5 protein-coding genes are annotated in these 13,404 nt (G+C 40.3%); all 5 read right to left on the bottom strand.

What is annotated here, in order from left to right:
* Window positions 1–91 precede the first annotated feature (91 nt).
* The 5 genes from ABWU87_RS08920 to ABWU87_RS08900 all read right to left on the bottom strand — a co-directional run bounded on the left by ABWU87_RS08920 (window position 92) and on the right by ABWU87_RS08900 (window position 13,345).
* Window positions 92–1,678, bottom strand: coding sequence for a choice-of-anchor Q domain-containing protein (locus tag ABWU87_RS08920; RefSeq protein ID WP_353329998.1), 1,587 nt, complete (start codon window positions 1,676–1,678; stop codon window positions 92–94).
* A 240-nt stretch (window positions 1,679–1,918) separates the two neighbouring features.
* A complete protein-coding gene (locus tag ABWU87_RS08915) occupies window positions 1,919–5,968 on the bottom strand; it encodes a hybrid sensor histidine kinase/response regulator transcription factor (RefSeq protein WP_434533877.1) in 4,050 nt (1,349 codons plus the stop codon).
* Between the two features lie 101 nt (window positions 5,969–6,069).
* Window positions 6,070–7,941: an alpha-L-fucosidase gene (locus ABWU87_RS08910; protein WP_353329996.1), complete on the bottom strand. Its 1,872-nt coding sequence runs from the start codon at window positions 7,939–7,941 to the stop codon at window positions 6,070–6,072.
* Entirely contained in the window at window positions 7,938–11,021 is a 3,084-nt protein-coding gene (locus ABWU87_RS08905) for a glycoside hydrolase family 2 TIM barrel-domain containing protein (RefSeq protein ID WP_353329994.1), read from the bottom strand. The genes ABWU87_RS08910 and ABWU87_RS08905 overlap by 4 nt, the downstream gene beginning before the upstream one ends.
* Window positions 11,022–11,032: 11 nt before the next feature.
* Window positions 11,033–13,345, bottom strand: a complete 2,313-nt coding sequence (locus tag ABWU87_RS08900; RefSeq protein ID WP_353329992.1) for a beta-N-acetylhexosaminidase — start codon at window positions 13,343–13,345, stop codon at window positions 11,033–11,035.
* Between the last annotated feature and the right edge of the window lie 59 nt (window positions 13,346–13,404).

Genomic DNA, 13,404 nt, shown 5'->3' with positions numbered 1-13,404 from the left:
TATGTGGTAATCACAGGTTATGGATACCAAAAAAGAGGCTGTTCCAAAGTAAAGGAACAGCCTCTTTTATAATTAACCATTGAAAACAAACCTAGCGGGCAACCTGAATTTTTTGTGCATAATTACCACATTTCACAATGTAGATTCCGGGTTGATCAATTGTCAGATTTTGATCTCCGGCGATTACACTTTTTACCAGTTGTCCTGTGATATTATATATTTCTACCTTAATTCCGTTTGCATTTAAAATATATACATTCTTACCTTCTGTATAGATAATCGCTCCATTGTCTGCAGTATTATTCTGAATACCCGTTCCGGCTGTATATTCATAAGCACCAATATCGTAAGCACTGCCTTGAGGACGAGTGGTTCCGGCAATATCATCAGGTATGGATGCGATAGTCATTCCTTTATCAATAAGCGGAGAGCCTGTTTTTAATGCCCAGTTTGCAGTGTGAATTTCCTCTATAAGGGCTACATCATCTGTTGCACCTTTGAAAGTTGTAACCTTAACAAAGTCGGGTCCCATTTTACCATCAGTTTCACCATTGGTGTTGTTTGAAGGCAATGTTATGTTGTTTGATGCAGTATAGGCCGCTGGAATACTGGTGTATGTAGCATTGTTGCTTACTACGCAGGCTGCACTTCCTGTTCCGGAGATACCAGTTGCAGTAGTTCCATCGGTTGTAACACATCCCCATACTACATTGTTGCCAAGATTGATAGCCGCAGTTGTACTGGCGCAATAAATGCCTCCTATGTTGTTAACAACAGTTGAATTTCCCATTTCTCCTCCATTCATGTAGATTACATTACTTCCGGAGTTGTTTGCAATCACGCTGTTTGAGATATGGCAGTTCACGCTGTTAAAGTATAGTGCCCCTCCTGCGTTCAATACAGTTGATTTAGCCTGATTGTTGATGATAAGCAAATTACCCATGTAAGTTTGTGATGCTGTACCTTGTGCACGGATAGCACCACCACCTCCGGTACCATTGGCTAGATTCTTTTCAATGATACAAGCATAAATAAGTGCAGGGGTTGATGTGGCTGGATTACTATAAACAGCTCCACCAGCTCCACCGGTATTCTCTGCAATATATGAATCCTTCAGCGTTCCACCTGTCATGTTAACAGCTCCACCATTTCCAGTTGCAGTATTACCCTTGATAATACAGTTTTTCACAGTTGTATTGCCACGCATTACAATGGCACCACCGGCATTGGTCAGCTGGCTACCAGTTCCGTTACCGCCAGTCATGGTAAATCCGTCAACGATTGTTTCCAGATCGAACACAGCTTTTGTTTCGATCAGTCGTTGTCCATTTCCTTTCAAAATGGTTGTATTGGCAAAGTCCCAGGCTTTAGAGCTTGATTTTACACGGTCGTTTACTGAACTCTCTGTTCCTGCGAAACCTCCATATACATTAACGCTGTCTGCAAGCAAGATTGCTGTAGAGATTGAATATTCTCCTGATGCAACCCATACATCTTTTCGTGCGGTGAAATCTGCTGCGGCATCATTGATTGCAGCTTGGATATCTCCTTTCGCATCACTCCATGAGGTACCGGCACCTGTACCACCTGCTTTAACATAAACAATTCCGTTCTTTGATTCTGCACTGGCAGAATAGGAGAAAGCAACGGCCATAATAATGAGTAATAATTTTTTCATATTGGCATATTTTAAGTATAACAAAATAACTTTGATGCAAAACTATGCAGTTGTCGGCGGAGAGTATTTCGTATTTTGTTCATATAATGTGCAAATTTGTACATTTATTCGTGTACATAGTAACAAAGCCTGTATCTGATTAAGATACAGGCCTGTATGATGAGCTATGAATGGGTGTCGAGATTAAGAACGAAACGCGGAGATCATTCAGATCAGGTTATCAGTTGAGGTTGTAATCTGTTACTCTTCCAGAGTAAGATCTTCTTCTCCCTCTTCCCCTGCTGATCCTTTTCGATATAAGAGCGGACTGACATGGTACACATCTTTAAAACATTTGCTGAAATACCTGGATGAGCTGAATCCGATGCGATCGGAAATCTCAGAGATGTTCAGCTCCGGATTATTTCGAAGTAACAGCGCTCCTTTCTTGAGGCGAACAGTCAGGATGAAATCGTTCGGAGTTTGCCCGGTGATGGCTTTGATTTTTGCAAACAGATTGGTGCGTGCAATACCTATTTCTTTTGCAAATGTATTCACGTTGAATTCTGTGTCGTCCAGATGGCGATCAATGATCTTCATAGCTTTGTCAATAAGATCCTTGTCGATAGGGTTGGTTGCCAGAATTTGTGCAAAGGCCTGAGGCTGTTTACTGAACTTTTCCTGTAAAAGAAGACGGCTGTTTACAAGATTATTGCACCTTGAAACTAGTATGTTGATATTAAACGGTTTAGTGATATAATCATCGGCACCAATACGGAGCCCTTCCAGGTTATGCTCGATTGCTGTCCGGGCAGTGAGCAACACTACCGGAATATGACAAGTGTCAAAGTCGGCCTTGAGTTGTTTGCACAGTTCCGTACCTGATAGTTTGGGCATCATCACGTCGCTCAGAATAATATTTGGCATTTCACTTCTGGCCTTTTGAAGTCCCTCTTCACCATCTGCAGCCGAAATAACTTCATAGAAAGTGTCGAAGATATTCACCAGCATATTTCTCAGACTTTCATTATCCTCCACAATGAGCATCTTAGAATTTCGGATACGGTTCTTCCTTGATTCTTCCAGCGCTTCTTGTTCAAAGTGAAGTTCGCTCTCAGGTTGTTCGATCTCAGCCTCTTCCTGAAGCTCTTCTTTAATCAGTATCTGATCGTGATTGAAATGTTCATTTCCTAGTCTGAGCTTAATGGTAAATGTAGTGCCTTTGTTTATTTCGCTATTCACCTCAACGGTACCGTGATGGAGGTCTATTATACCTTTGGTCAGGGCCAGACCAATGCCTGTTCCTACGTAGTTTACATCTGACTCCATAATTTCGGTTTGATAGAATCGGTTGAAAATCTTATCAATCTCTTTGGGATCAATACCTCTTCCACTATCTTTTACTTCTATTACAGCCCGGTTTTCGGATTGCTTAACTGTAATTGAAATATTTCCTTCTGCCTCAGTATGCTTAAATGCATTTGACAAAAGATTATTGATCACTTTTTGCATCTGCTTTAGGTCAAACCAAACCTCGAGGCTATCAGTACTTTTGTTGAACTGGAGATTGATCTGTTTGGAATTGGCATATTCCAGGAAAATGAGGTAGTTCTCATTCAGGAAACTGATCAGGTTGTGACGTGCCACTTTAATATTCATATGTCCTTGTTCCTGTTTGCGGAAATCGAGCAACTCAGTAATAAGTTCACGTAGTTGAACACTATTTTTGTAAATACCCAACACCTTGTTGTAAATTGCAGGAGTGAAAGACTGATATTGCAGCAACATCTCTACCTGCCCGATAATCAATGTCAATGGGGTACGGAATTCATGAGAAATATTGGTAAAAAATCTCAGTTTCGATTGGTTGAGAAGTTCAATATCTTGTATGTGTTTTTGCTCGTATTTCAATGATTCTTGTAGTCTGATACGTTCTTTATAAGACTTTTTGATATAATAAGCTATTGTGCTGGCTATTGCAATATATAAGAGATAGGCCCAGATTGTTTTGTAAAAAGGTGGAAGTATTTCTATTTCCAGTTTGGCCTCCGGACCGATAACATCTCCCTTATGGACCCTTACCAGCAATGTGTATTTACCCGGATTCAGGTTGGTATAAGTGAGAATGTTGTTACCATGAGTACTGATCCATTTGTCGGAGAATCCTTTTAAGCGATATTCAATATCTCCTTTGTTGCTGGCAATGAAGTTTGTGGTAGCAATCTGAATGTTGAATGACTGACTATGTTTTAGCTTTATCTTTTGTGTTTCAGATAAGGCACTTTCCAAAATCCCCGACTCATCACCAACCTGGATCTCTTTATTATTAACTATTAAACGGCTGAAAACAATGTTGTAGGGTTTTGGCTGGAAATTAAGATCTTTCTCGTAAAAAGAAATCATCCCATTGATCCCTCCGATAAAAATTTCACCATCTGTAGTCTGGTAAAGAGCATTTTCATTAATGGCCGTAAAAGGGAACCCGTTTTCCTTATTGTAGTTGTAAAATCTCTTTTTCTGATAATCGAAAGTTGAAAATCCCTGATTGGTGATAATAAGTAGCTTGTTCTGTCGTGACTCAAAGATTTCATAGATGCAGTCGCTGAGCAGTCCGTTTTTTTGAGAATCAAAATTTTCGAATGTATTTGTTGAATAATTGAACCGATCCAATCCGCTGCCTGAAGTGGCAAACCAAAGGTTATGATAGCGGTCCTCCACAATTGAGTTGATATTATTACTGCTGATACTGGCTGGATTCTGAGAATTGTGCACATAGTTTGTGAGTTTGTCTGTTTTAAAATTATAAGAAAAGACTCCTTCACCAGGCACAGCAATCCAGAGTATACCCAGATGATCAATAAATAGGTCGGTTATCATTTTTATAAGGTGACCATCCTTCTGATTGGTGAAAAGTCTTCTTGATTTTCCGTCTTGAGGATTAAAGATACAGACTCCGTTGTGTGTACCGAGAATTAACTCTCCTTTATAGGGAAGAATGTCTTTTACAATATCAGATGGGAGGCTGGTAGGGTCGTTTTCGTTTGCCCGATAGTGAGTGAATGTGCTTTTTCTAATATCAAATTTATTTAAACCTCCTAAATGGGTTCCAATCCATAAGATATCCTCTTTCCCATTGTAATAAATGGATTTGATATTGCTTTGGGAGATAGCGTTTTGGCCTTTGTTGGACTTGTACCATTTGAATATATGTTTTTTCCTGTCGTAGAAGTTTAGACCACCTCCTTCGGTTCCAATCCATAAATTATGATTTTTGTCCTCAACCATTCTTCCGACAATTGGAGAGCTGAGGCCTTCTTGTTCCTTTTCCGTGGCCTCATATTTATTGTAGATTTCATATTCGGGATTGAAATAGTTGACTCCTCCGAAATAGGTCCCGGTCCAGATGGTACCTTGTCTGTCTTTGATTATGCACCAGATAGACTGATTTGTCAGACTTCCTGGTCTGTCATTTGGAGTGTATAAAGTATATCTATTTGTTTTTTTATCGTACTTGTTAAGCCCGTTAAAAGTTCCAATCCAGAGGTTTCCCTGATTATCTTCGCAACAACTACGTACAAAGTTTGAAGAAATGGAGTTTGCAGATAAGGGATTGTGGGTAATATTAGTAATCCCTTTCGGAGTTACATGATAAAGTCCATTTTCCCAGCTCCCGATCCATAATTCGTTTTTAGAGTCTTTATAAATACTGGTTATATTTCCTTTTTTAATAGGATGAGTCAAGACCCGTCGACTATCGAGAACATATACACCATTTTGATCAGTGCCTATCCAGAGTTTGTTTCCCGAATCGAGAGAAAGCGTGGTAATTTTATTGTTTGATCCGGCAATTGTATAGAAAAGGTTAAAACTTTTGGTCTGATCGTTATAATAATAAATCTCGTTTCTTTTCCCAATAAATAAGCGGTTAGCATAATAGATTGCTGAGATTTCACCTTCCAGAAGAGTCGTGAATTTTTCTGTCTGAATATTGTATTCAGCAACTCCATCGTTACATAACAAATAAATCTTTCCTTTTTTGTCTCCGACGATTCTCAGTACTGTATTACTAAATAAACTTCCGGGATCATTTTTGACCAGTTTGAATGTTTTTATGCTATTACCGCTATATCTGTTCAAACCTTCTCTAGTTCCAATCCAGATAAATCCCTTCTCATCTTCATAAATTGAATTCACTGAAAATTGGGATAGTCCTTCGTCGGTTGTAAGTCTGTTAAATGTGATGTCTTTGGCGCACACCCCTCTAATAATAAGGAGTAGAAATAATGTGATGTAAATTTTGAATACTTTCAATTTATCTGTTTTTTATGGTAAAAGAACAAGTTGGTACAAAAAAGAAGCACCTGCATCAAGGCATTAACCTAAGATGCAGGTGCAAGTATATGAATTTAATTTTATTTATTCAAAATTCCCAGTTCAGAAATGGTGAAAAATTGCTTGTTGCCAATTTCACTTATCGGAACTAGTTTCAGATAACGTGCTGCGTATTCTTTGCTGAAACGGACGAATTGTGGGATAGGATTGTGCATGATGTTGCTAAATTCTCCGCTACATGCGCATTTGGTCCAGTTCTCTCCATCGGTACTTACGTAGAACTGATAAGTATAGATAGTTCCAGATTTGTCTTCACCGGATACAGGAGCATAGGTGAATCCTTTGATGTTGATCGTTTCACCCATATCAACCACTAATGGAGAGAGGGTTTTACTCTTCCAGAAAGTTTTCGGATTGGCATCAATTGCGGCAACCGCTTCAGATGGCATTGTTTTCCAGTTTTTCTGAGAAACATCTGAAAGCTTGAGGCTTTCGTCTTCTTTTGAAAGTGGTTTTGCAAAATAAGCACCTACATTACCGATATTGGCTGCAAGACGGCTTTCCTTTATCGTGATTCTTAGTTTGCTTGCAGAACAGACCGGGAAACGGGCAAGGCGTTTGTAACCAACAGATTTTCCATTAGCCACCTCTTTCCATTTATTGTTACTAAAGACTTCAATAACAAACGATTCAATACGCTGGCCTTTGGAAATATCTTCTTGCAGAAGTACAGTATTTATGTTTGAACCTGGTTTCAACGTATAAATTTTTGATGTTCCGGCGCTTGCCTTCCATGGCAAGTTCCCTTTCAGCACCTTGTTGTCTGCAAAGGTTCCCTTGATGTAGGCAGCGAACTCTTTCAGACGTTGTACGTCGTTTTCATGAATCAACCCTCTCTTATCAGGAGGAATGTTCAGCAATAACACCGAGTTGTAGCCAACAGACTGGAAGTAGATGTTGGTAAGCTTCTCAAGCGACTTCACTTGACTGTCCTCGCTTGCATGGTAGAACCATCCCGGACGGATAGATACATCGACTTCAGAAGGATACCAGAACAACTCTTTTGCTTTGGCAAGGATATTACGGCTACCCAGGTCTTTTGATTGTGCATTGATACCAAGTTCCTTATTTACAGAAGCAGAACGTTCGTAAACACCCGGAGCCAGTGCTGTGGAGCTCCATTCTGCATCACGACCCATACCGCTTTCGTTTCCTACCCAGCGTACATCATCACCCATGATGGCCATTACAGCATTGGGTTGCAGACGCTTGATGGTTTTATAGAAGGTGTCCCAGTCGTATACTTGTTTTTTCCCGTTTGGACCTTCACCACAGGCTCCGTCAAACCATACTTCGTTTACTTCTCCATAATTGGTAAGCAACTCGGTCAACTGTTCAATAAAGAATTTATTGTAAGCTGGAGAATCACCGTAACAAGACGCGTTTCTGTCCCAGGGTGAGAGGTAGAGACCAATTTTCATGCCATATTTATCGCATGCCTTCTTTAATTCGGCTACCACATCTCCTTTCCCGTTTTTCCAGGGAGATGAAGCTACTGAATGCTTCGTGGTTTTAGTTGGCCACAAACAAAAGCCATCGTGATGCTTGGCAGTAAGGATTACCATCTTGAATCCACACTCTTTCAAGGTGCGAACCCATTGTTCAGTATTCAGTTCGGAAGGATTGAAGAGTGCTTCATCTTCTTTCCCATCCCCCCATTCACGTCCGGTGAAAGTATTAATACCGAAGTGAAGGAAAGCGGTCAATTCTGTCTTCTGCCAGGCGAGTTGTTGTTTTGATGGAACCAGTCTGGCGGCCATGTCGACTTTTTCTTCCAATGTAGCATTTGCAGGAAATTCTACATGTTTTGTGTAATATTTCTCTGTCTGTTGTGCTTGCAGGGCAAACAGCGTGAAGAATGCCCCTAGGATACTTAGATTGAGTTTTCTCATTTTTCAGGTCTTAAAGTGAATTCAAATGTATGTTGTGTCATTGGTACACGATATTTGGGAAGAACGCCTGGGCCGCATGTTGCAGTTCCCACACCATTCTGCTCAGCATCCAAGTGAACGGTTACAATACCTTCACGCTCCAGTTTATTGATATGCAGTGCTTCATCCAACATTTTGTCGGTGAAAGGAATTACACTGAACTGGAACGGGGCTGAACTCTCAAAATGAAATCCAAAACCTGATTCATTGCTAAGTTTCATCCAGCGGGTATCGGTCCTGTTTCCTGTTGATTGCGGAGTAATGTAGTAGTGGAACATACTTTCCACACTCTGGTTGTAAATACCAATACGTCCGCATGCCTTGCGATCTGCATATGTTTCGATATCACCTCTACCCAGGTAAGAAACCTGCCCGTATTCTGCTGGCATTTCAAATGTCAATCCCAAACGGGCTACTGATTTTACTACCGCGGTATCCGGTGTGAAAGTCGTATTAATGCGAACCTCGCCGTTTTTCTTGAAAGTATAAACAAGTACAGCATCACCTACTTTAACAGATTTATCGTTAACTAGTTTAATTGATGCGGTGACTCTGTTTTTTTCAAGTTTTAGATCTGTTGCTTGCTGAGTTAGCTTGTTTAGTCCTGCTGCTCTCCATGCTTTTGATCCGTTTATGCCGCCATCACGATTGTCATTATCTGTAGCTGGACGATATAAGCTTATTGTCAAAGGAGTAGAAAGCATCTCTTTGCCGTTGTAAACATACGATTTCAAGGCACCGCTTTCTTTATCAAATTCTGCACTGAATAGATTGTTCTTGATTTGGTAGCCGGTTTGTTTTAGTGATGATCCATTTATAGTTTTCACTTCCGGGCGATATTTGGCATTACCGGCCAGCACGAACTGATCATATGCCACCTCATGATTTGCAGGAATCATACCGTTCTCTTTCTTTGTAAACCAGTTCAGGTTAAGGTATGCTTCACGGATATTCTGAGGAAGTGTTGTCTTACCAATAGATACTTTTACAGTAGTATGTGGTTCGCAATCTACATTCTTTTCACCTTGAGCAATAACTTTTCCATTGTCACCTACAATCTGCCATTGCAGCTTGTACTCATTTAGGTTAGTAAAATCGAACCAGTTTTTCACCTCTATAGTCAGATTTTGTGCATCCACTAGTTTTGATTTGATATTCTGATACACCTTTTTAGCTTCGAATAAATGAGGGTGAGGTTCACGAATTGCATTCACCAGACCATTTCCACAGAAGTTGCCGAAGCTGGGAACATCTTTTGGGCCGTAGTCACCGCCGTAAGACCAGTACCATTTGCCATTTGCATCCACTTCGCGGAATGATTGATCCACCCAGTCCCAGATACATCCTCCCTGAGCCATAGGTTCATTTTCAAAAACGTCCCAGTAGTCTTTCATCCCACCACAGCTGTTGCCCATAGCATGAAGATATTCGCATAGTATAAAGGGACGATAGATATCTTTTCTTGATACATACTTCTTTATTTCATCTATAGAACGGTACATACGGCAATAAATATCCGTATTGAAATCTTCACGTGCAAGTTCATATTGAACCGGACGGTTATTTTCAACGGATTTAAGCCATCTGTAAGTATGTTCAAAGTTGGTTCCGTTTCCAGCTTCGTTTCCAAGAGACCAGATAATGATTGAAGGATGATTTTTGGAACGCTCGTACATTCGTTTTGTTCTGTCCATGTGGGCAAGTAGCCAGGTGCTGTCCTTGGCTAAGGAAGCTTTTCCATAGCCCATTCCATGTGATTCAATATTTGCTTCGTCAATTACATACAATCCATATTTATCACAAAGTTCGTACCAGTAAGAATCGTTCGGATAGTGCGCACTACGAACAGTGTTGATGTTGTTTTGCTTCATCAGTTTTACATCCAGTTCCATTAGTTCCTTGCTGGTTGTATGTCCCGCCTGAGTAAAGATATGACGATTCACCCCTTTTACCAGAACCGGAACTCCGTTGATGCAAAAACGTCCATTTTTAATTTCAGATGTTTTAAAGCCAATCTTGCAGGCTGTTGTTTCAGTAACCTTTCCGTTGGCATCTTTTAATTCGATAACCAGTGAATAAAGATCAGGATGTTCGGCACTCCATGCTTTTACCGAAGGAATGGTTTTCTCTGCAAAAACAAGATTCTCGGCTTTTATAAGTGGACTGTTATCCTGAAGTATAGTTTTTCCATCAGCATCCATAAGCCTATATGAAACAGATGCAGCACCCGATGATTTCCCATGAACAGAAGTTGTTAATTGGAAAATCCCATCGCGATAATTGTTTTTATCCAAAGTGGATGTCACTTTATAGTCTGCAATGAATTGCTTTGGGGTGCTATAAAGATAAACATCCCTTTCAATACCGCTTAATCTCCACATATCCTGACATTCCAGATATGATCCCGAACTCCAACGGTACACCTCCAGAGCAACCACATTTTCACCATCTTTCAGTTTGTCTGTGATGTCCCATTCTGCAGGAGTTTTGGAATCCATGTTATAACCCAGGTACTGTCCGTTCAGCCATATATAGTAGAATGAAGTGACACCTTCACAACAAAGTACTACACGTCTGCCTTTCCAGTCGGCAGGGATAGTGAATGTGCGGCGGTAAGAACCAACTTCATTTTCTTTATGAGGTACGGTAGGAGGGGTGCCTTCTCCGAATTCATAGGTTTCGTTTACATAGATCGGAGTTCCGTATCCCTGACGTTCCCAGCAGCCTGGAACATTGATATCTGCCCATCCGGCAACATAAAAGGAGGGTTTGAAGAAATCTTTAGGACGATTATCTGGGTTCTTGACCCAGTTAAATTTCCATGCACCGTTCAGATTCAAATAGAAGGGCGATTTTTCATGATTACCTGTGATTGCAGAAGTTTCATCGGTATACCTCCAAACATAGGTATGCGGAGTAAGTTTATTTAATCCAATAGCATATTGGCTTTGCCATTCAGGAGTAACTCCGACAGTTTGGGCCGAAAGGCCTAAAGACAGAAGGGTTGCATAAAAAGCTGCAACGGTTCTTTTAAAATTCATGGTTATATAGTTTAGTTAATTGTCACTTCGTCAACATACATCCAGGTAGGTTGACCTGGTCTAACATGATTATCAGGACAATGACCCGGATTATTGAGGGCAAATTTAACAAAACGTCCCGATGTATTCAAGCGATTAATTGTTTTTTCTTCCCGTCTAGTTCTCTCTGTAAAAATCTCTTTGGTAGTGAATGAGAACTCCGAAACTTCTCTGAAATTTACATTATCATCCGATACCAGAATTTTTACTTGCGACGGTTTATGTACGGCCATTCCATAATTGGTTATAAATCCAATCTTTATGGTATCTATCGATTCTTTTTTCAATAAATCCACAACAAATGTTGCATCTCCGTCGTACCAGCCGCACCATTCGAAATCGCTCTGTTTGTTGCTTCCTTCTAATCCATTTGTCAACAAATAGCCGTTGGGATTATTCCCAAGTACCGGTTTACCGGTGGCCTTGTTCCAGCCGAGTTTCAGATAAAGTGTTTTGCCCATTTGCTTACCGGCTGAAAATGTAGCCGCTCTGATTACTGTCTGTTGAGATATGGTTAATGGAGTATGATAGAGTCTGGAGTTTTTAGTAGGTGCGCTTCCATTAGTTGTATACCTTATTAGCATATCAGGTCTGATACAACTTAATGTAACGTCTAATTTCTCTTTATTTGGTTTTACCTGATGGTCGATATTATACATGGAACGTGCATAGTTTATTCCTATCTTATCCAAGTGTTTATTGAAAACATCCAACCTTTTTAAAAATCCATTCCAGTTTTTGTTTTCCTTTTTCCCCCAGGCAATTTCAGATAACGCTGCCAGTCGAGGAAAAATAAGATATTCCACATCTTCCGGGGTATTACAAAATTCAGTCCATAATGAAGCCTGAACCCCCATTAACAGTTTTGCCACTTTAGGGTCCCAATCCTTCTGAACGGGTTCGTAGTCGTATACGTTTTTTAATGTATTATTGCCAAAGTAGGTGAGAGGCTCAAACCATTGTGGGCCCTGATAGCGAATTAGATAAAGAGTTTTTGCAGGAGTCATCACAAAACGATGTCCCAGTTTGCCGGCCTTATATGCTGCATTCCCGTTACCTTGCCATCCAAAGATGATGCAACCTTCAGGGAGTTCACTGTTTGTAAGTTCATCCCAGCCAATCACTTCTTTCCCTTTGCTGCGAACATATTTACTCATTCGTTTCATAAAGTAACTCTGTAGTTCTTCTTCATCACTCAGATGTTCAGCTTTCATTCTGGCCTGACAGAGCGGACATTTTTTCCAGTTTGTCTTTGACGCTTCATCTCCTCCCAAGTGAATGTAACGGGATGGAAAAAGTTTGGTTACTTCGTCGATTACATTTTCAAGGAAAGTGAATACACTGTCATTCCCTGCGCAATATACAATTTCAGAATTTTTTCCTCCCAATCCCGGCAAAACTCCGATAAACTGTTTAACTATAGGGCATGCAAGAGACGGATAGGCGGCTAATGATGAGACTGTATGCGCCGGCATTTCAATTTCAGGAATGATTTCTATTTGTCGTTTGGATGCATAGGCTATTATTTCTTTAATATCTTGTTGCGAATAAAAGCCACCAGCTGTGGCAACCTCTCCTGGTTCTGGGTTTCTTCTGTCAGGGAAAGGGACTTTTCTTTCAACTTTCCAAGCACCAACCTCAGTTAACTTTGGATATTTTTTTATCTCAAGCCTCCATCCATTATCATCTACCAGGTGCAGATGTAGCTTATTAAGTTTAAGTAGACCCATGCTGTTGACAATCTTTAGGACTGTTTCTTTCGGAATGAAATAGCGTGCTACGTCGAGCATTAATCCACGGTACCCGAATCTTGGCTCATCTTCAATTGTCATAGCTGGGATACTCCATACCGCTTTTATAGCTTTCTGCTTATCTTCGATATCGGCAGGAAGAAGCTGACGAAGGGTTTGAGTGGCATAAAAGAAGCCGGGTATTCCGGAAGCTTCAATCTTGATTTTATGGGAAGTAACATTTAGTTTATATGCTTCTTCTTTCAGATTTTTATTTGTAACAAAAACAATATCTGCTTGGTTGTTGCCGATTTTAATTGTTGGAAAAGATGCGGATGCAGAATAGAAAAGCGAGGCAAAAAGTTTGGCCACTTCAGCTTGTTCCTTGTTCTCAACCCCCATGGTAGTGTGTCGGGTTATATGAAATGTACCATTTCCTGATTTCAAATTGTTTATCTGAGGTATAACCCATTTATTATTTGAGAAATCTTTCCCTGATATACCTCCGGAGAAGCATAGTGTGATTGATAATAAAAGTGTTTTAACTATATTCATGTTTGGTGTTTATTAAATGGGGCTGCCTTATTTTGAGACAGCCCCTTTTATTTCTATTA

The sequence above is a fragment of the Bacteroides sedimenti genome (assembly GCF_040365225.1).
In the GTDB taxonomy this organism is placed as follows: Bacteria; Bacteroidota; Bacteroidia; order Bacteroidales; family Bacteroidaceae; genus Bacteroides; species Bacteroides sedimenti.
This window is presented reverse-complemented; position numbering and strand designations above follow the sequence as displayed.

Coding starts and splice junctions, on each gene's coding strand:
- ABWU87_RS08920 (WP_353329998.1), bottom strand. CDS start 1,678: ATGAAAAAATTATTACTCATTATTATGGCCGTTGCTTTCTCCTATTCT.
- ABWU87_RS08910 (WP_353329996.1), bottom strand. CDS start 7,941: ATGAGAAAACTCAATCTAAGTATCCTAGGGGCATTCTTCACGCTGTTT.
- ABWU87_RS08900 (WP_353329992.1), bottom strand. CDS start 13,345: ATGAATATAGTTAAAACACTTTTATTATCAATCACACTATGCTTCTCC.
- ABWU87_RS08905 (WP_353329994.1), bottom strand. CDS start 11,021: ATGAATTTTAAAAGAACCGTTGCAGCTTTTTATGCAACCCTTCTGTCT.